The organism is Nitratireductor sp. ZSWI3 (assembly GCF_024655565.1).
Lineage (GTDB): Bacteria > Pseudomonadota > Alphaproteobacteria > Rhizobiales > Rhizobiaceae > Nitratireductor.
The window spans coordinates 1-18,755 of sequence record NZ_JANKOF010000096.1 but is presented as its reverse complement, the minus strand read 5'-3'; the positions used below and the strand labels follow the sequence as shown (position 1 = coordinate 18,755).

Sequence of the window (18,755 nt, the reverse complement as noted above, 5' to 3'; positions counted from 1 at the left end):
CGGCCGTTGCCGCGCCCGGCCCGCATGAACACGGTCTCGGCCTGGTCGTCGCGGGTGTGGCCGGTGAAGACGATGCGCGCGCCGCGATCGAGGGCAGCCTGCGCCAGAAGGTCGAGCCGCGCCTCGCGGGCGGCGGCGGAGAGGCCGGAAGCTGGCTTGCGGCCGTGCCAGACCATGGTGCGGTGGGCGATGCCGCGCGCCCGGCAGAACTCGGCGACCTGATGTGCTTCGGCCGCCGCCTGCGGACGCAGGCCATGGTCCACGGTGACCGCCGTCAGCGCCGGGGCGCCGGGAAGGGCGTCGAGGAAATCCTTGAGGAGGAGAAGAAGGGCGAGGGAATCGCCGCCACCGGAGACCGCTGCGAGGACATGGTCATGCCCGTCGAGCGCGAAATCGTCGAAAAGTCCGCCGAAGGGGGTGTGTGTCGGTTTGGGCATCGCCGGGTTCAGCAACCCGCGAGCGCCTGCTCCTGCTTGACCCGCTCCCTGAGCGCGCCGGAGATGTCGGGGTATTTCTGGCCGATTTCGTTGTAGGTGACGCAGGCCACGTCGCGCTGGTTCATGGCGGCAAGCGAGATGCCGAGCTTCAGGAGCATGTCCGGCGCCTTCCTGGTGTTCGGATAGTCGCGGCTGGCGCGCAGGAAGACCTCGGCCGCATCGCGATAGCGGTTCTGGCCGAGCAGGGCTTCACCGAGCCAGAAATGCGCATCGGCCGTGCGGGTATCCTGCGGAAAACGCTCGATGTGCTGGCGAAAGCCTGCTTCGGCGGTCTTGTAGTCGCCGGACAGGATGAACTCGTAGGAATTGCGGTAGAGCTCCTCGGGATTGTCCGCCGAGGGTAGGGCGGCGACGTCGCTGCCCTGACCGCTGTCCGGTTCGCCCTGATCGGGTTGACGGGGCTGCGTCAGATCGACCGGCTCGCCAACCTCGCCGCCGAGGATGTTGCCGTCGGCATCGAAGCGGACGCTGCCCAGCGTGCGCGGCGGCTCGCCACGGGTGGGCGCCTCGTTGGAGGCGGTGCCGGTGCCGGCGTCCTGACCCGGAGCGCTGCCGGGCGGAGGCGGGGTCGCCTCCGTCCTGTTCTGAGGGGCATTGGCGCCCGCGGCGCCGCCGTTCTTCTCGAGTTCCTGGAAGCGGAACTCGTTGTCTTCCTGCAGGCGGCGAAGCTGATCCTGCATCTGCAGGATCTGGAAATTGAGCTCCTCCACACGTCCGTTGAGCTGGCGCAACTGCTCCTCCAGCCCGGTGACGCGCGGATCACCCGCCTGCGCCAGAACGACGTAACCGCCATTCCGCTCCGCAGGCTTCAGCACGGCCGCCTGCGGCCGTGGCATGCCGTCACCGGGCCGGCCCCCGAAATCGAGGGCCAGTGCCGATCCGGCCATAAGAAGCGGCAACGCCAGCGCGCCGCACAGAACCGTTCGCAAAAACATTCCAATCTCGCTTTCGCACTAAACCAGTGGTCTGACCGAAACAGATGGTACCCATCTGTTTCGACAAGTCAGCCCACAAGCTGTTGATCTGGTGGGGCGATTTTTCCCAACAGATGGGCACCATCTGTTGGGATCGCACCACCAGGGCCGTTCCTGCCCCGTTTTGCTCTTTATCAGGGCCGGAGACTTCGGCCAAATTTTGATTGTTCCGGATGCCTTGCCGTGCGCCTTGCACCATTTCCCTCTCGAAAGCGGGGAGGGAAGCCGCTATATGGCGCCTCAAAGGATAAGGAATGGCACGCATCTATCAGACACGCTCCTGGGAAGACCAGCTCTCGCCGTCGCTCGAGGAGATGGAGCTTCTTGCGCTCGAAGCCTACGCAAAGCTGCCGCAGGACTTCCGCGAGCTGACGGGGGAGATCATCGTCCAGATCGCCGAGTTTCCGACCGAGGAGATCATGGACGACCTGGCGCTGGAGACCCCGTTCGACCTGCTCGGCCTTTTCGAGGGGCGCGGCATCGCCGAGCGCTGGAACCCGGCGACGGGCGAGGGGCCGAACCGCATCACGCTCTACCGCCGCGCGATCCTGGATTACTGGGCCGAGAACGAGGAAACGCTGGGCGACATCGTCACCCATGTGCTGATCCACGAGGTCGGCCACCATTTTGGCCTGTCGGACGACGACATGGCGCGCATCGAGGACACGGTGGTCTGAGAGACCGTTCGAACGGCGGACGGGGCGGGCAGCCTCAATAGTCGCCGAGCTTCATGTCGGGCGTGTAGTCCAGCCCGTCGATCTCCTTGCAGACCGCCTGACCGCAGCGCATGGCGCCGGCCTCCGCGTCGAAGGCATAGGTGGGCGAGCCGTGCAGGTGCCAGCCCTTGTTGAGCGCGGCGGTGACCTTGTGGCAGAAGCTGGAATCGTCCGGCCCGCTCAGGAATCGATAAAGCTTCATCTTTGTCTCTCCGTGATTGCTCGTGCGCGGGCCAGGAGGCCGCGCGCCATCTCCAGATGCAGGCGCTCGACCATCCTGCCGTCGAGCGATATGACGCCGCGGCCGCGGTTTTCCGGTTCCGCGAAGGCGGCGACGATGGCTTCGGCCTCGGCGACAGCCTCCGGCGACGGGGCGAAGACGGCGTTGGCGGGGCCGATCTGCGCCGGATGGATCAGGGTCTTGCCGTCGAAGCCCATGGCGCGCGCCTCGGCACAGGCGGCCTCGAACGCTTCGAGATCGCGGAAATCATTGGACACGCCGTCGAGGACAGTCAGTCCGCCGGCCCGGCAGGCCATCACCATCTGCAACAGGAAGGGCGCCAGGTGGCGCCGGTCCGGCGTCAGGGCGATGCCGGTGTCCTTTGCCAGGTCGTTGGTGCCGGCGACGAGGCAGGTGAGCCGGGCCGCCGGATCGCGACCGAGTTCGGCGATGGGCCCCAGATTGAGCACGGCGCGCGGCGTCTCGACCATCGCCCAGAGCTTCAGCGCGCGCGGCGCGTCGGTCTCGTCGAGCGCGGCATCGGCTTCCAGCACATCCTTCGGCCCGTCCACCTTCGGCAGCAGGATCGCATCGGGCCTGGCCGCGCGCGCGGCGAGCAGGTCTTCCGTGCCCCACTCGCTGGCGAGCGCGTTGATGCGCACGACGATCTCGCAGCCGGGCCGATCCTTGCCGGCGAGAAAATCGCGCAGGCGCTCGCGCGCCGCCACCTTTTCCCCGGGAGCGACGGCGTCTTCGAGGTCGAAGATCACCGCATCGCAGGCGAGCGACGCGCTCTTGCGCAGCGCCTTTTCGTTGCTGGCGGGCACATAAAGGACGGAGCGGCGGAGCTGAACGGTCGGTTGCTGCATGGCCCGTTTCATGACGCAGGCACGCCCTCAGCGCAAGAGAGCTTTGCTTTGCGGGGCCCGCTTGTGTAAGGAGAGGCGGCGTAAAAAATGGCCGAGCAGACAACGGACCGGGATTCATGGACAAGTTCACCAAGCTGACGGGCGTCGCCGCGCCCTTGCCGATCGTCAATGTCGACACCGACATGATCATCCCCAAGGATTACCTGAAGACGATCAAGCGCACCGGCCTCGGCACCGGTCTCTTCGCCGAGATGCGCTACAACGAGGACGGCACCGAGAACCCGGATTTCGTGCTCAACAAGCCCGCCTATCGCAACGCCACCATCCTGGTGGCCGGCGACAATTTCGGCTGCGGCTCAAGCCGCGAGCACGCGCCCTGGGCGCTGCTCGATTTCGGCATCCGCTGCGTGATCTCCACCAGCTTCGCCGACATCTTCTACAACAACTGCTTCAAGAACGGCATCCTGCCGATCAAGGTGAGCCAGGAAGAGCTGGACATGCTGATGGACGACGCGCAGCGCGGCGCCAACGCGACGCTGACGGTCGACCTGGAGGAGCAGGAGATCCGCGGCCCCGACGGCGGCGTGGTCAAGTTCGAGATCGACGCCTTCAAGCGCCACTGCCTGCTGAACGGCCTCGACGACATCGGCCTGACCATGGAGAAGGCGCCGGCGATCGAGACCTTCGAGCACAAATACGCGGCAAGCCATCCATGGGCGTAGGGTCGGGCGAGGGCGGCGGCGGGCGCCGCCTCATCTCCACGGGCTCTCCCTTCGAGAAGACCGCCGGCTACAGCCGGGCCGTCGTCGATGGCGACTGGTGCTTCGTGTCCGGCACCACCGGCTACGACTATGCCACCATGTCCATGCCTGAGAGCGTCGAGGAGCAGACGCGCAACTGCCTCTCCACCATCCGGGCAGCCCTCACCGAGGGCGGGTTCGAACTGGCCGATGTGGTGCGCGCGCATTATTACGTGACCAGCCGGTCCTATGTGTCGCGCGTCTTTCCGATCCTCGGGGAGGCCTTCGGCGACATCAGGCCCGCCGCCACGATGATCATCTGCGAGCTCAACGAGCCGGAGATGAAGATCGAGATCGAGGTGACGGCGCGTAGGCCCATCTGACTCTAAACTCGGATAAGTTGATCGATTCCAATAACTTGAGCATCGGGTGACCGAAGAACCCAGGGTGTACGACACTATGCCCGCACGCCGCCCGGCGCTTCTTTGCACCGTTCCGGCATGGATCCTCGGGTCGGAGCCCGAGGATGACGAATTGCACAGGCGCTTGCGTCAATCGTAAAGGTTGATGATTAGCATCATTCCTCCACACCCGCTCGTCATCCTCGGGCTCCGACCCGAGGATCCATACCTGACCACCAGACCCCGCTCCAGCCGGGACGATCCTGTGCCGGCAGCCGGCGTGGTGGGCGACATTGCGTCGTGTACCATGCGAGAAAACGGTTCCCGCTTTTTCGCCCGATGCTCCGGCGCAACCGTACCGGTTCGTGGGCCGTCAGCCTTGCGCAATGACGCGCGGCGCATTAGCAAGTGCCTCGAATTCTGTTCGAGAGGCATTCCATGGCAACGCGCAAACTTCTCCTTCTCCCGGGTGATGGCATCGGCCCGGAGGCAATGGCCGAGGTCAAAAAGCTGATCGGCATGATGAATGCCGAGTTCGATGCCGGTTTCGAGACCGACGAAGGGCTCGTCGGCGGCAGCGCCTATGACGCGCACGGCCAGGCCATCTCCGACGCCGACATGGAAAAGGCCATGGCGGCCGATGCCGTGCTGTTCGGCGCGGTCGGTGGGCCGAAGTGGGACGGCGTCGCCTATGAAGTGCGTCCGGAAGCCGGCCTCCTGCGGCTGCGCAAGGAGATGGAGCTGTTCGCCAACCTGCGTCCGGCGATCTGCTATCCGGCCCTGGCGGCCTCCTCTTCACTCAAGCCGGAGGTGGTCGAGGGCCTCGATATCCTGATCGTGCGCGAGCTCACCGGCGGCGTCTATTTCGGCGAGCCGAAGGAGATCGTGACCTTGAGCAACGGCCAGAAGCGCGGCATCGACACGCAGGTCTACGACACGTTCGAGATCGAGCGCATCTCCGGCGTCGCCTTCGAGCTGGCGCGCACGAGGAGCAACAAGGTGTGCTCCATGGAAAAGCACAACGTGATGAAGTCCGGCGTGCTGTGGAAGGAAGTGGTCACCCAGACCCACAAGGCGAAATATTCCGATGTCGAGCTGACCCATATGCTGGCCGATGCCGGCGGCATGCAGCTCGTGCGCTGGCCCAAGCAATTCGACGTGATCGTCACCGACAACCTGTTCGGCGACATGCTGTCGGACGTGGCGGCGATGCTGACCGGATCGCTCGGCATGCTGCCGTCGGCCTCGCTCGGCGCGCCCGACGCCAAGACCGGCAGCCGCAAGGCGCTCTATGAGCCCGTGCACGGCTCGGCGCCCGACATCGCCGGCAAGGGCATCGCCAATCCGATCGCGATGATCGCCTCCTTCGCCATGTGCCTGCGCTATTCCTTCAACATGGTCGAGGAAGCGGATCGCCTGGAGCAGGCGATCGCGGCCGTGCTCGACGACGGCCTGCGGACGAAGGACATCATGTCTGACGGCGCAAGCGAGGTCGGCACCTCGGCCATGGGCGATGCGATCGCGGCAAAGTACCGGGCGATGATGCGCTAGATCGCGATGATCTTGAATTGAATCAATCCAAGATCATAAACGCGATCGTTTTCAAAAAGTCAGAGCGGGATGCGGGCGGAAAACCGCTCACACTTTTCCTCCCGCTCTAGACCAGCGCCAACAGCAGCGCCAGAAAGACGATGCCGGCAAGGCCGGCCACGAAGATCGCCCGGCGCAGCGGCGTGCGCAGCACGATGTGCCCCTGCCGGGCCTCTTCGCCGGAAATCCGGGTCCGATCACGTTCTTCCAGCATGGTCGTCTCCTCTCTCTTCGAAACCCGCGCCGGAGACATAAGTTCCGGCCTGCGAGGGAGATCAGAGGAAGCCGATGAAGCGTCCGCAGACGAGCACGCCCAGCCAGAGGAAAACCGAGACCAGCGCAAGGGGGCGGGCCGGAGCGTCCGGATTTGCCGCCAGGCGGAGGAAAACCAGCATGTTGGCTCCCGCCAGCAGGATGAGGAGCATCTTCAGCTGGAAGGCGGGATTGACGACATACTCCGTGGCCCGCACGCAGAACATGGAGATGCCCGAGGCGGCGGCACCGAGAAAGGCGAGCAGGGCCAGGCGCCGCATCAGCCGCACGAAGGGCGCGTATGGCAGCGCCGGGAAAAGGCCGAGGATGCGCAGGTCCATCAGGAGCACGCCGGTCAACAGCGCGCCGATCGACAGCACATGCAGGGCGTTCACCAGCGGATAGACGTAGAAGGATCTCTTGAACGCCTCGATCGGCGCGCTGGCCTCTATCGCCGACAGGAACTCCACCGTCCCGCCCCGCCTCCGTCAGCCCGGTGCGACCCGGCCGGGATAGACATCGTAGGTGTTGCCGTTGACGATGATGCGGACCGCCTTCATGCGGCGTTCGCCTTCATCGCGCGAGCGGTTGCCGATGGCGACCACCGTGTCGCCCGGAGCGGCCGCATCTTCATCGAAGCCGGCGGCGATGGTGCGCGAGGGCGGTGCCAGCTCGACGCGCCAGACCTCTCCCTCGACATCCACGTCCAGCGTGGCGTGGGGATTTCCGATGTAGATGTCGGTGATCACGCCCTCCAGCCTGAACTGCCCGTCCTCGGTCCACGACCACCCGTGATGGGCGAGCGCCGGCGCGGTGAGCAGCAGGATCGCAAGGAAGAGCGGTGGCGCCCCCGTGCGGGCGCGTCGCGGCATTTCGCTTCTCATGGCAGGCTCCATAGATTGCGTTCGGCCGACAGGAAGCCTATGGCGGCACCGGCCCACGTCAACCCACATTCCGCAAAGCACCGGGCCGGCGCATTGACTTCGGCCCGATTCGGCGTAAAACAGCGCCCGGAAACGGAGACTTCTGACCATGCGCGTTCGCCTTGCGGCGTCCCATGCACCGAGCTTCTCGAACGCTGCCGGGAACGGCGGCGCGGGTTTCCGCTTTACCAAAACGACGGCCAAAACGACCACCAAAACGGTCTGATCCTCCTGGCTGCTCGTTCTCTCCCCGGGCTCAGCCGGGGAGGAGGCGCCCGCTCAGGCCGGCGGGCTTCCAACAAAGCCAAGCGGAGAGGGACAGGAGTTTTAGCCAGATGGGTTTCAAGATAGCTGTCGCCGGCGCCACCGGGAATGTCGGCCGCGAAATGCTCAACATCCTCGAGGAGCGCGGCTTCCCGGCCGATGAGGTCGTGCCGCTCGCCTCGCGCCGCTCGGTCGGCACGGAAGTCTCCTATGGCGACCGGACGCTGAAGGTGAAGGCGCTGGAATCCTACGATTTCTCCGACACAGACATCTGCCTGATGTCGGCCGGCGGCTCGGTCTCGAAGGAATATTCGCCGAAGATCGGCAAGCAGGGCTGCGTCGTCATCGACAATTCGTCGGCCTGGCGCTACGACCCCGACGTGCCGCTGATCGTGCCGGAAGTGAACCCGGACTCGGTGGAAAGCTTCACCAGAAAGAACATCATCGCCAATCCGAACTGCTCGACGGCGCAGCTCGTCGTGGCGCTGAAGCCGCTGCATGACGCGGCGACCATCAGGCGCGTGGTGGTCTCGACCTATCAGTCGGTGTCGGGCGCCGGCAAGGAAGGCATGGACGAGCTCTTCGAGCAGACGCGCGCCGTGTTCGTCGCCGATCCGATCTCCAACAAGAAGTTCACCAAGCGCATCGCCTTCAACGTCATCCCGCATATCGACGTCTTCATGGAGGACGGCTTCACCAAGGAAGAGTGGAAGATGGTGGCCGAGACCAAGAAGATGCTCGATCCGAAGATCAAGCTGACCGCCACCTGCGTGCGCGTGCCGGTGTTCATCGGCCATTCGGAGGCCGTCAACATCGAGTTCGACAAGCCGATCACGGCCGACGAGGCGCGCGAGATCCTGCGCGAAGCGCCCGGCTGCCAGGTGATCGACAAGCGCGAGGACGGCGGCTACGTGACGCCCTACGAAAGCGCCGGCGAGGATGCCACCTATATCAGCCGGCTGCGCGAGGACCCGACGGTCGACAACGGGCTGGCCATGTGGGTGGTTTCCGACAATCTGCGCAAGGGCGCGGCGCTGAACACGATCCAGATCGCCGAGCTTCTCGTCGCGCGCGGGCTGATCCAGCCGAAGAAGCAGGCCGCCTGAGGCGGCTCCGTTCACGATCGAAGTGATGAAAAGGCGGGCTCTCGGGCCTGCCTTTTTCTTTCGCGCTTGCTTTTGCAGAGGGTCGGCGCTCGCCCCTCACCCTTACCCTCTCCCCGCAAGCGGGGAGAGGGGGTCGCCCATGTCGCGATTATCCTCCTTCTCCCCGTTCACGGGGAGAAGGTCCCGGCAGGGGGATGAGGGGCGGGTGCCATCCCTTCGAAAAGCAGCTCTGAACAAAAAATGGCGGACCTTGCGGCCCGCCATTCGCATTCCGGTTCCGTGAAGCTGCTCAGCTCGCGGCTTCCTCGCCGGCGGCCTCTTCCGCCGGAGCCTCGGCGGCAGCGGCTTCCGCTTCGGCAGCGGCGGCTTTGGCCTCTTCCTCGGCCTGCTTGGCGGCGGCGATGCGCTCCTGCGCCTTCTTGCCCGGCTCGGCCTTCTTCGGGTTGCTGCGCTCGGGGCGCTTGGCGATGCCGGCCTGGTCGAGGAAGCGCAGGACGCGATCGGTCGGCAGGGCGCCGTTGGCGAGCCAATGCTTCACGCGCTCCTCATCGAAGGAGACGCGCTCGGCGTCCTTCGCCAGCATCGGGTTCCAGGAGCCGAGCTTTTCGATGAAGCGGCCGTCGCGCGGGCTGCGCACGTCGGCAACGACGATGTGGTAGTAGGGACGCTTCTTGGAGCCCGCACGGGCCAGACGGATCTTCAGTGCCATGTTTTCTTCCTTTCGATAATGGCGTTCAAGCCGGCAGTCGTGCCGGAATTCATGCGATATGCGCTGTGATGGTCGTCATGTCCGGGGTCCATCCTGCCCGCGTGCGCCATTGCCGTGTTCCTCGGCGATGGCTTCGTGATGGCGGATGACCTCGCGGATGATGAAGTTGAGGAATTTCTCCGCGAAATCCGGGTCGAGATGGGCTTCGTCGGCGAGCCGGCGCAGGCGGGCGATCTGCCTCGCCTCGCGCTCCGGGTCGGCCGGCGGCAGGTCGTGCGTCGCCTTGAGATGACCGACGGCCTTGGTGCAGCGGAAACGCTCGGCAAGCATATGAACCAGCGCCGCGTCGATGTTGTCGATCGAAGCGCGCAGCTCGAGAAGCCTGGCTTTCACCGCGTCCGTGTCGTTGCTCATCCTTTCCCTCACTTCTTCTTCGGCAGGCCGGGAAGGCCGCCGGGCAGACCGGGCAGACCGGGCAGGCCACCGCCCGGAAGGCCGGGCAGGCCCTTGGGCATACCGCCGCCGAGGCCGGCGGCCTCGGCCTGCTTCTGCAGGGCCTCGAGCTGCTTCGGATCCATCTTCGACAGGTCCGGCATGCCGCCTGCAAGGCCGCCACCAAGGCCCATCTTCTGGGCCATGCCGCCCATCAGGCCGCGCATCATGCCGCCCTTGCGGCCCTTGCCGCCCATGGCCTTCATCATGTCGGCCATCTGGCGGTGCATCTTCAGGAGCTTGTTGATCTGCGCCGCATCCGTGCCGGAGCCGGCGGCGATGCGCTTCTTGCGGCTGTGCTTGAGAAGATCCGGGTTGGCCCGCTCCTTCGGCGTCATCGACTGGATGATGGCGATCTGGCGCCCGAACATCTTGTCGTCGAGGCCGGCGGCGGCCATCTGGTCCTTCATCTTGCCCATGCCGGGCATCATGCCCATGATGCCGCCCATGCCGCCCATGTTCTGCATCTGGCGAAGCTGGTCGGCGAGATCGTTCAGATCGAACTTGCCGTCCTGCATCTTCTTCGCCATCGCCGCGGCCTTTTCCGCGTCGATGGTTTCGGCGGCCTTCTCGACCAGCGAGACGATGTCGCCCATGCCGAGGATGCGGTCGGCGATGCGGCGGGGATGGAACTCCTCCAGCGCGTCCATCTTCTCGCCGACGCCGATCAGCTTGATCGGCTTGCCGGTGACGGCGCGCATGGAAAGCGCCGCGCCGCCGCGCCCGTCGCCGTCCATGCGGGTGAGGACGAGGCCGGTGATGCCGACGCGGTCGTTGAAATTGTTGGCGAGGTTGACGGCGTCCTGGCCGGTCAGCGAATCGGCGACCAGCAGGATCTCGTGCGGGTTGGCGGCGCGCTTGATGTCGGCCATCTCGACCATCAGCGGCTCGTCGATATGGGTGCGGCCGGCCGTGTCGAGGATCACCACGTCGTGGCCGCCGAGCTTGCCGGCCTGCACGGCGCGCTTGGCGATGTCGACCGGCGACTGGTTGGCAACGATCGGCAGCGTGGCGACGCCGGTCTGCTCGCCGATCTGCCTGAGCTGTTCCTGGGCGGCGGGGCGGCGCGTGTCGAGCGAAGCCATCAGGACCTTCTTGCCCTGGCGCTCGCTCATGCGCTTGGCGATCTTGCCGGTGGTGGTGGTCTTGCCCGAACCCTGCAGGCCGACCATCATGACGACGACCGGGGCAGGCGCGTTCAGGTCGATGGTCTCGCCCTCGGCGCCGAGCATCTCGACCAGCTCGTCATGGACGATCTTGACGACCATCTGGCCGGGCTTGATCGACTTCAGGACTTCCGCACCGACTGCCTTCTCGCGCACCCGGTCGGTGAAGGAACGCACCACGTCCAGCGCGACGTCCGCCTCGATCAGCGCCCGGCGCACCTCGCGCAGCGCCGCGGCGACATCCGCCTCCGACAGCGAGCCGCGGCCGGTCAGGCCGTTCAGGATGGAACCAAGGCGTTCCTGGAGCGATTCAAACATCCGCGTTCCTCATGTCTCGCATCATTTTCGTGTGATGCGAGAGGTAATGCATCCGCGGCGCGCCTTCAAACCTTGCGCAAAGCCGAAAGGCACCCGGGGGCGCATCGCGCTGCCGGGTGTTGACCTCCAGGATCGGTCCTCTCCGCCGGAAAGGCGCCCTGGTCGGCTGCTCGGAGTTCTCACTCGTCGCGGAAATTCGGCGTCTGTAGACAGGAAAAAGGCGCCGGAGTCAAGAAGAACGCCGCCAGCGGACGCGGCGGCGTTCTCCCGTCAGGGCAACGGTCGGTCAGCGCAGCACGTAGACGATCTCACGCGTCTGCGGCTCGACCAGCACCGGCTGCTCGTTCACATAGACATAGCGGTACTCGTAATCGGGTATCTCGTGCACCTCGACCGTCTCGGGCAGGGTCGCGCCGATCACGACTTCGCCTTCGAGATAGACGGGGTCGAAGGTGTTGGTCTCGACATAGGTGCGCACCGCGGGGGGCGGTGCCGGGATCGGCTCGATGGTGCCGAGCGCCGTCTTGCGGCCGATCAGCTCGCCATGGACGGGCCTGGTTTCGACGCTGGCGGTCGATTCATAGGAGATCGAGGGCAGGATCTCGGGCGGGCGTTCGGTGACGATCACCCTTTCCGATCCGCCAAACGGCGCGGTCAGATAATCGGAATAAGCCCAGCCTTCCAGTCCGTCATGGGTGACCATGCACCATTTGCTGCCTTCCTGGCAGCCCTCGATCACGGCTTCCTCGTTGCTGCCGATGGCGCCGATGATGGGATATTGCGGGCCGGGGCCCGAACGGATGTTGAGATCCGTCGTGGCGACTGCCACCACCTCGGCCGCGGCGAGGCCGGTGAAGGCGATCAGCGTGGCAGCGACGGCGGTACTCTTCAGGAACATGTGTCGCATTGTTTTCACTCCTTCTCGTCCGCTTCGGGCAAGCAACCATCCCGGGCGGAAATGGTTCCGCGAAATCGCAGCGAACAGGACCGGAGTCGCCGCAAGTCTGCGTTCTGGCGGGGAGCCGGACGGCGGCATGGGCGATGAAGATGTGATTCCACAACGCCGGCTCTTGCCTTGCGGCCGGAGAGGGATGCTAAACGGATCGGTAACGACGATCGTGCTAGGTGCGGGCCGGTTGCGGTCCGGTGACACGGCGGGCGATCGGTGGCAGGATCAATTATTATGGCCGGTTTTATCTTGAGGAGAGCGACATGGCTTTCGGGGGCCGAGCGGTTTTTCTAGCCGCGGCTGTTTGTGCATCAATTCTCGTGGCGGAATCCAATGCAGCGGCCCAATGCGGGACCGGCGCCGGCGGATTCGAGGCCTGGAAGGCCGATTTCAGCCGTCAGGCCGCGGCGCGCGGCATCGGCAGGCGCGGTCTCGATGCGCTCGCCGGCACGCGCTACGCCAGCAAGACCATCGCCGCCGACCGGGGGCAGAAGAGCTTCAAGCTGTCGCTCAATTCGTTCATGCAGAAGCGCGGTGCCAACGCCATCATTTCGCGCGGCAAGGGCATGAAGAAGAAGCACGCCCAGCTCTTCGCCAATATCGAGCGCCGCTACGGCGTGCCGGCCGGCCCGCTGATCGCCATCTGGGGCATGGAAACGGGCTTTGGCGGTTATCTCGGCAATCAGAACATCGTTTCGGCCGTCGCCACGCTGGCCTATGACTGCCGGCGGCCGGAATTCTTCACCGGCCATCTCTATGGCGCGCTGGAGATGGTCGACCGCGGCATGCTGGACCCGGCCGCCAAGGGTGCCGCCCATGGCGAGATCGGCCAAACGCAGTTCCTGCCCGGCAACGCGCTCAAATACGCGGTCGACGGCGACGGCAACGGCCGTGTCGACATGATCCGCTCCTCGGCGGACGCCCTGGCCTCGACCGCCAATTTCCTGCGCGCCCATGGCTGGCGGGCCGGCGGCGGCTATCAGCCCGGCGAGGTGAATTTCCGCGCCATCCAGGGCTGGAACGCGGCCAGCGTCTATCAGCAGGCCATCGCCATCATCGGCAAGGAGATCGATGGCTGAACCGCCGCGGGGCGGTTCAGGGCCGCTGCCTTCGCGGATGGAGCGAAAGCATGTGGGCATCGGCGACCCGTGAATTCAGGTTCTGCGGCCTGGCCGGGTTTGTCGCGGCGCTGGCCGTGTGCTTCGCGCCGACAGCGAGCCGCGCGGAAGAGGACAAGCCGAAGAGCGCGGCTCCGCTCGCCTCGGTCTGCCGCCTGATCGAGACGCACGCGGACAAGCACGGCCTCGAGGCCGCCTTCCTGGCCCGCCTTCTGTGGAAGGAGAGCCGGTTCGATCCCAATGCCGTGAGCCCGAAGGGCGCCGAGGGCGTGGCGCAGTTCATGCCGGGCACCGCGGCGCTGCGCGGGCTGAAGGATGCTTTCGACATCGAGCAGGCGATTCCGGCCTCGGCCGCCTATCTTGCCGAACTCAAGAAAAAATTCGGCAATCTGGGCCTCGCCGCCGCCGCCTACAATGCGGGCGAGAACCGTGTCGCCCGCTGGCTCTCGGCCGGCGGGTTCCTGCCGATCGAGACGGAAAATTACGTTCTGTCGATTCTCGGCGAGCCGGTCGACGTCTTCATCGACAGGGCACGCTCGGCAAAGATCGAGCCGCTTGACGGGCAAAAGCCCTTCGACGAGGCCTGCCGGAGCCTGCCGGTCACCGCGCGGACGGTCGTTGCCATGGCCAACGTGCCGGTCCAGCCCTGGGGTGTGCAGATCGCCGGCCATTTTCGCCGTGACGTGGCGATCAATCTGTGGGAACAGGCGCGCCGCCGGCATCAAGCCCTGCTTTCCGGCTATCAGCCGGCGGTCAGCCGGGTGCGCTCGCCGCGCGGGTGGCGCGGCATCTATGCCGTGCGCATCGGCGCTGCCGATCGCGTCGAGGCGGCGCGCATCTGCGAGCGCCTGCAGCGGGGCGGCCAACCCTGCGTCGTGCTGCGCAACAGATGAAGTCGGAACTGTGCTTGAAAGGGGCGGATCGGACGCGGGATTTTCACTTGGGCCCGATCTTTTGTACCGATCGTTATACTTATCGAGGAAACTGCCTTGCGACGGTCGGCCGGTAGAGGCATTCCATCCATCTTTCGACGCAAAAAGGCCCGGGAACCTGCCCGGGCCTGATTGCAACAGATGGCGTGAAGCTTAGCTGTTGTTGGCTACGTCGCGGGTGACGAGCTGGGGACGGCCGTCATTGCCGACAACATAGAGCTCACGATAATCAGTTCCGTTCGAAGTAAACTGATGCTGAATGACCGAACCGACCGGGCTCTTCGTAAGAGTAGCGTTGGACGACTCATTATAGGTCATGCTTCCCTGGATCGGCTCAATTGCAAAAGCCGGTGCAGCAAGAAATGTGGAAACAACAATAGCAGAGATAACGGTCTTCATTTCTAATACTCCTATTGCCTCATAATAAGGCTATGTAACTTCCTTCATGGAAGAACATTTATTACCTTTCCAGCAGAGTGGTTCCTCGGCTGTGATCGTTATCTGGGGATCGATGGTGCGTTTTATCAGGCCATAAATTGGAAACAGAGCGTTCACAAATGTTGAAATGTTATGATCTGGTGCTCAGAGGCGGAAAATCGAGGTTTCGCCGGCCGTCTGCCGGGTGGCGATGGAGGGGCGCGGCCGGGAGCCGCCATCCTCGCGATCAATTGGACATTCGTATTGACACTAAAACATATGTTCAATAAGCCTCTGGGTGAGGAAACGTCCATCTGGGAGAGTGGTCAAAAATGCCTGCCAATGTTGCGCTCACCGGTCTTGCCCGGGATCTCGAGGATCGGGCCAGGTCCGGCAAGCCGATCCGCATCGGCCTCGTCGGGTCGGGCGAGATGGGAACCGACATCGTCACGCGCGTCGCCCATATGTCGGGCATCGAGATCGGCGCCATTTCCGAATTGAACCTGCCCGCCGCATCGAGAGCGGTGGACATAGCCTATCAGGAAAAGGGCCACGCCAGGGAAGTGAATGGCCAGTCCGCCATGACGCAGGCCATCGAGGCCGGCAAGGTGGCCGTCACCGACGACGCGGACCTGCTGATCAACAATGAGCTGATCGACGTGGTGATCGACGCGACGGGCGTGCCCGCCGTGGGTGCCGAGATCGGCCTCAGGGCAATGGAGCACGGCAAGCACCTCGTCATGATGAATGTCGAGGCGGACGTGACCATCGGCGCCTATCTGAAGAGCGAGGCCGAAAGGCTCGGCGTCACCTATTCGCTCGGCGCCGGCGACGAACCCTCCTCCTGTATGGAATTGATCGAGTTCGTCTCGGCCATGGGGCATACGATCGTCGCCGCCGGCAAGGGCAAGAACAACCCGCTCAACATCGACGCCGTGCCGGACGATTACGCCGAAGAGGCGAAGCGCCGCAACATGAATGTGCGGATGCTGGTCGAATTCGTCGACGGCTCCAAGACCATGGTGGAGATGGCGGCGATCGCCAACGCCACCGGCCTGGTGCCCGACAAGCCGGGCATGCACGGACCGAAGGCGACGCTCGACCAGCTTTCATCCGTGCTGGTGCCGGAGAAGGACGGCGGCGTGCTGTCGCGCGTCGGTGTGGTCGACTACTCGATCGGCAAGGGCGTGGCGCCGGGCGTCTTCGTCGTCGCCGACATGTCGCATCCGCGTATTTCGGAGCGCATGGAAGACCTGAAGATGGGCAAGGGCCCCTATTTCACCTTCCACAGACCCTATCACCTGACCTCGCTGGAGGTGCCGCTGACCTGCGCCCGCGTGGTGCTCTACGGCAAGGCCGACATGGTGCCGCTCGACAAGCCGGTGGCCGAGGTCTGTGCCGTCGCCAAGAAGGATCTCAAGCCCGGGGACACGCTCGACGCCATCGGCGAGTACGCCTATCGCGCCTGGGTGATGACGGCCGGCGAGGCGCGTGCCGCCAAGGCCATACCCTGCGGTCTCTTGCAGGGCGGCACCGTCACCAGACCCATCGCCAAGGGCGAGCTCATCACATACGACAACGCCGCGCCGCCGGCCGGTTCGAAGATCGCCGAGCTGCGCGCCCGGCAGGACAAGCTCGTCTACGGCACCACAGGAGCCTGAACATGGCCGGCAAAGCGAAGAACGGCGCCGGCGAACCGGCCGGCGCCAACCAGCCGTTCCTGTACCGGCACTACGATCACAAGACGCTGCGCGACGCGCTGCGCAAGATGTATCTGATCCGCCAGTTCGAGGAGGGCGCCGAGGAAAGCTACATGCGCGGCCTGATCCACGGCACGATGCACCTGTCCATCGGCCAGGAGGCGAGCGCCGTCGGCATCTGCCTCGGCCTCAGCGACGACGACCAGATCACCTCCACGCATCGCGGTCATGGCCATTCGATCGCCAAGGGGGCGGAGGTGTCGCGCATGTTCGCCGAGTTCTTCGGCAAGACCACCGGCTATTGCCGGGGGCGGGGCGGCTCGATGCACATCGCCGACGTCTCGAAGGGCAATCTCGGCGCCAACGGCATCGTCGGTGGCGGCATCCCGATCGCCGTCGGGGCGGCGCTGACGGCCAAGAAGCTGAAAACCGGCCGGGTGGTCGTCTCTTTCTTCGGCGACGGCGCCAACAATGAGGGCGCCTTTCACGAGGCGCTCAACATGGCGGCGATCTGGAAGCTGCCCGTCGTCTTCGTCTGCGAAAACAACGGCTACGGCATGTCGACCTCGGTGGCGCGGGCGACGGCGGTCGCGAACATCGCCGACCGCGCGGCGGCCTATGCGATGCCGGGCGTCATCGTCGACGGCAATTCGGTGGCCGACGTCGCCGAGGCCGCGCACGAGGCGATCGAGCGGGCGCGCCGCGGCGACGGTCCAACGCTGATCGAGTGCAAAACCTACCGCTATCGCGGCCATTCCAAGAGCGATCGCAACCGCTACCGCACCAAGGAAGAGATCGAGGAGTGGATGAGCGAGCGCGACCCGATCGAGCATTTCGAGGAAGAGCTCGTGGCGTTCGGCATCATCGATGCGGCAGGCATCGAGGCGATCCGCGAGGACGTGCGCAGGGAGATCGCCGCCGGCATCGCCTTCGCCAAGGAGAGCCCGATGCCCGAGGTCGCCAATCTGGAGAAATACGTCTACACGGAGCAGGCCTGATGGACGCGATGGTCGAGACAGCCGTGCGCGAGCTGAGCTACGCACAGGCCATCCAGGAAGCCATGGCCATCGCCATGGAACGCGACGAGCGCGTGTTCCTGATGGGCGAGGACATCGGCGTCTATGGCGGCGCCTTTCAGGTGACGGGCGATCTGGTCGAGCGCTTCGGGACGGAACGGGTGATGGACACGCCGATCTCCGAGCTCGGCGGAGCGGGGGTGGCCGTCGGCGCGGCCGTCACCGGTCTGCGGCCGATCTTCGAGTTCCAGTTCTCGGATTTCGCCACGCTCGGCATGGAGCAGATCGTCAACCAGGCCGCCAAGATGCGCTACATGCTGGGCGGCGCGGTTTCGGTGCCGGTGGTGATGCGCTTCCCGGCCGGCTCGGGCACCGGGGCGGCCGCGCAGCACAGCCAGAGCCTGGAGGCCTGGCTCGGCCATGTGCCCGGGCTCAAGGTCATCCAGCCGGCGACGCCGCACGACGCCAAGGGCATGCTGCTGGCGGCGGTCGAGGATCCCGATCCGGTGATGATCTTCGAGCACAAGCTGCTCTACAAGATGAAGGGCCCGGTGCCGGAGGGCTATTATACGGTGCCGATCGGCAAGGCGGAGATCCGCCGCGCCGGCTCCGACCTCACCATCGTCGCCACGTCGATCATGGTGCACAAGGCGCTGGAAGCGGCGCAGACGCTTGCCGGCGAGGGCATCGACGCGGAGGTGATCGACCTGCGCACGGTGCGCCCGATGGATCGCCGCACCGTCATCGAGAGCGTGCGCAAGACGTCGCGGCTGATGTGCGTCTATGAGGGAGTCAAGACGCTCGGCGTAGGGGCCGAGGTGTCGGCGATGATCGCCGAGAGCGAGGCCTTCGACTATCTCGACGCGCCCATCGTGCGCCTCGGCGGCGCGGAAACGCCGATCCCCTACAATCCGGAGCTGGAGAAGGCAACGGTTCCGCAGGTGGACGGCATCGTCAGGGCGGCGCGCGAACTCGCCACCGGAGCGCGCTGAGATGCCGGTCGAGGTCATTCTTCCCAAGGTCGACATGGACATGTCGACCGGGCGCATCTCGAGCTGGCATGTCGAGGAGGGAGCCATCGTCAGGAAGGGCGATCTCCTGTTCGAGATCGAGACCGACAAGGCGGCGATGGAGATCGATTCGCCGGCAAGCGGCATCATCCGCAACATCACCGGCCGGGAAGGCATCGACATTCCGGTCGGCGAAGCGGTGGCCTGGATCTACGAGGAAGGCGAGGCGGTGGCCGACACGCCGGCGCCCGCAGACCACCCTCTCCCGGTGAAGGGAGAAACGGAAAAGGCGCCGACGGTGGCGGCGCAAGCGCCCCGCGAGCGGGGAGAAGATGAGGACGAGGGGCGGGCGCAGGTCGCCGGCGTGCGCGCCTCG

At 65.3% G+C, this 18,755-nt stretch carries 23 protein-coding genes; 11 read left to right on the top strand and 12 right to left on the bottom strand.

The features are described from left to right. Together tilS and ybgF are read right to left on the bottom strand one after the other, a co-directional pair. On the bottom strand, positions 1-437 hold a 437-nt coding region (gene tilS, locus NUU27_RS21210), incomplete at its 3' end, for a tRNA lysidine(34) synthetase TilS (protein ID WP_257764257.1). Between the two features lie 8 nt (positions 438-445). Further along, positions 446-1,432: a tol-pal system protein YbgF gene (gene ybgF / locus NUU27_RS21205; RefSeq protein WP_257764255.1), complete on the bottom strand. Its 987-nt coding sequence runs from the start codon at positions 1,430-1,432 to the stop codon at positions 446-448. Positions 1,433-1,725: 293 nt separating this feature from the next. Between ybgF and NUU27_RS21200 the strand changes: the two genes are divergently transcribed. Further along, entirely contained in the window at positions 1,726-2,148 is a 423-nt protein-coding gene (locus NUU27_RS21200; RefSeq protein WP_257764254.1) for a metallopeptidase family protein, read from the top strand. A 34-nt stretch (positions 2,149-2,182) separates the two neighbouring features. Here the strand turns inward: NUU27_RS21200 and NUU27_RS21195 are convergent, their stop codons facing one another. After that, positions 2,183-2,389 carry a DUF1737 domain-containing protein gene (locus NUU27_RS21195; protein ID WP_257764252.1) on the bottom strand — a complete coding sequence of 69 codons (207 nt, stop codon included), beginning with the start codon at positions 2,387-2,389 and terminating at the stop codon, positions 2,183-2,185. Then, a complete protein-coding gene (locus NUU27_RS21190; protein WP_257764250.1) occupies positions 2,386-3,276 on the bottom strand; it encodes a CoA ester lyase in 891 nt (296 codons plus the stop codon). Before NUU27_RS21190 ends, NUU27_RS21195 begins: the two co-directional genes overlap by 4 nt. Before the next feature lie 116 nt (positions 3,277-3,392). Here NUU27_RS21190 and leuD point away from each other — a divergent pair, with 116 nt between their 5' ends. From leuD to leuB, 3 genes are all read left to right on the top strand, one after another. Beyond that, positions 3,393-3,998 carry a 3-isopropylmalate dehydratase small subunit gene (gene leuD, locus NUU27_RS21185; RefSeq protein WP_257764249.1) on the top strand — a complete coding sequence of 202 codons (606 nt, stop codon included), beginning with the start codon at positions 3,393-3,395 and terminating at the stop codon, positions 3,996-3,998. Beyond that, complete coding sequence (locus tag NUU27_RS21180) at positions 3,989-4,399, top strand: RidA family protein (protein ID WP_257764247.1); 411 nt, start codon at positions 3,989-3,991, stop codon at positions 4,397-4,399. The genes leuD and NUU27_RS21180 overlap by 10 nt, the downstream gene beginning before the upstream one ends. A gap of 456 nt (positions 4,400-4,855) precedes the next feature. Continuing rightward, a complete protein-coding gene (gene leuB / locus NUU27_RS21175; RefSeq protein WP_257764245.1) occupies positions 4,856-5,968 on the top strand; it encodes a 3-isopropylmalate dehydrogenase in 1,113 nt (370 codons plus the stop codon). 106 nt (positions 5,969-6,074) lie between these two features. Here leuB and NUU27_RS21170 read toward each other — a convergent pair whose 3' ends face one another. The 3 genes from NUU27_RS21170 to NUU27_RS21160 form a co-directional block, all read right to left on the bottom strand. After that, positions 6,075-6,221: a peptide ABC transporter permease gene (locus tag NUU27_RS21170; RefSeq protein WP_257764244.1), complete on the bottom strand. Its 147-nt coding sequence runs from the start codon at positions 6,219-6,221 to the stop codon at positions 6,075-6,077. A gap of 61 nt (positions 6,222-6,282) precedes the next feature. Continuing rightward, positions 6,283-6,729 carry a hypothetical protein gene (locus tag NUU27_RS21165; RefSeq protein ID WP_257764243.1) on the bottom strand — a complete coding sequence of 149 codons (447 nt, stop codon included), beginning with the start codon at positions 6,727-6,729 and terminating at the stop codon, positions 6,283-6,285. Between the two features lie 18 nt (positions 6,730-6,747). Continuing rightward, positions 6,748-7,143, bottom strand: coding sequence for a DUF6152 family protein (locus NUU27_RS21160; protein ID WP_257764241.1), 396 nt, complete (start codon positions 7,141-7,143; stop codon positions 6,748-6,750). A 374-nt stretch (positions 7,144-7,517) separates the two neighbouring features. Here NUU27_RS21160 and NUU27_RS21155 point away from each other — a divergent pair, with 374 nt between their 5' ends. After that, positions 7,518-8,552: an aspartate-semialdehyde dehydrogenase gene (locus NUU27_RS21155; protein ID WP_257764240.1), complete on the top strand. Its 1,035-nt coding sequence runs from the start codon at positions 7,518-7,520 to the stop codon at positions 8,550-8,552. A gap of 289 nt (positions 8,553-8,841) precedes the next feature. Here NUU27_RS21155 and rpsP read toward each other — a convergent pair whose 3' ends face one another. The 4 genes from rpsP to NUU27_RS21135 all read right to left on the bottom strand — a co-directional run bounded on the left by rpsP (position 8,842) and on the right by NUU27_RS21135 (position 12,144). After that, complete coding sequence (gene rpsP / locus NUU27_RS21150; RefSeq protein ID WP_257764239.1) at positions 8,842-9,261, bottom strand: 30S ribosomal protein S16; 420 nt, start codon at positions 9,259-9,261, stop codon at positions 8,842-8,844. A gap of 75 nt (positions 9,262-9,336) precedes the next feature. Beyond that, positions 9,337-9,675 (bottom strand): chorismate mutase, encoded by a 339-nt coding sequence (locus NUU27_RS21145; protein WP_257764238.1) that lies wholly within the window; start codon positions 9,673-9,675, stop codon positions 9,337-9,339. 8 nt (positions 9,676-9,683) lie between these two features. Next, complete coding sequence (gene ffh, locus NUU27_RS21140) at positions 9,684-11,237, bottom strand: signal recognition particle protein (RefSeq protein ID WP_257764237.1); 1,554 nt, start codon at positions 11,235-11,237, stop codon at positions 9,684-9,686. A gap of 286 nt (positions 11,238-11,523) precedes the next feature. After that, a complete protein-coding gene (locus NUU27_RS21135) occupies positions 11,524-12,144 on the bottom strand; it encodes a DUF1236 domain-containing protein (protein ID WP_257764236.1) in 621 nt (206 codons plus the stop codon). 305 nt (positions 12,145-12,449) lie between these two features. On the opposite strand from NUU27_RS21135, the gene NUU27_RS21130 reads away from it, so the two are divergent. Beyond that, positions 12,450-13,265 (top strand): lytic transglycosylase domain-containing protein, encoded by an 816-nt coding sequence (locus tag NUU27_RS21130; RefSeq protein WP_257764235.1) that lies wholly within the window; start codon positions 12,450-12,452, stop codon positions 13,263-13,265. Positions 13,266-13,315: 50 nt separating this feature from the next. Further along, on the top strand, positions 13,316-14,197 hold the full coding sequence (locus tag NUU27_RS21125) for a lytic transglycosylase domain-containing protein (protein WP_257764234.1): 882 nt from the start codon (positions 13,316-13,318) through the stop codon (positions 14,195-14,197). 192 nt (positions 14,198-14,389) lie between these two features. Here NUU27_RS21125 and NUU27_RS21120 read toward each other — a convergent pair whose 3' ends face one another. Beyond that, entirely contained in the window at positions 14,390-14,635 is a 246-nt protein-coding gene (locus tag NUU27_RS21120; protein ID WP_257764233.1) for a hypothetical protein, read from the bottom strand. Between the two features lie 350 nt (positions 14,636-14,985). Here NUU27_RS21120 and NUU27_RS21115 point away from each other — a divergent pair, with 350 nt between their 5' ends. The 4 genes from NUU27_RS21115 to NUU27_RS21100 form a co-directional block, all read left to right on the top strand. Continuing rightward, positions 14,986-16,314 carry an NAD(P)H-dependent oxidoreductase gene (locus tag NUU27_RS21115; protein WP_257764232.1) on the top strand — a complete coding sequence of 443 codons (1,329 nt, stop codon included), beginning with the start codon at positions 14,986-14,988 and terminating at the stop codon, positions 16,312-16,314. A 2-nt stretch (positions 16,315-16,316) separates the two neighbouring features. Beyond that, positions 16,317-17,351, top strand: a complete 1,035-nt coding sequence (locus NUU27_RS21110; protein ID WP_257764231.1) for a thiamine pyrophosphate-dependent dehydrogenase E1 component subunit alpha — start codon at positions 16,317-16,319, stop codon at positions 17,349-17,351. Continuing rightward, complete coding sequence (locus NUU27_RS21105; protein ID WP_257764230.1) at positions 17,351-18,361, top strand: alpha-ketoacid dehydrogenase subunit beta; 1,011 nt, start codon at positions 17,351-17,353, stop codon at positions 18,359-18,361. Before NUU27_RS21110 ends, NUU27_RS21105 begins: the two co-directional genes overlap by 1 nt. Before the next feature lies 1 nt (position 18,362). Next, positions 18,363-18,755 (top strand): biotin/lipoyl-containing protein (locus tag NUU27_RS21100; RefSeq protein ID WP_257764229.1); only part of this gene is annotated, 393 nt, incomplete at its 3' end.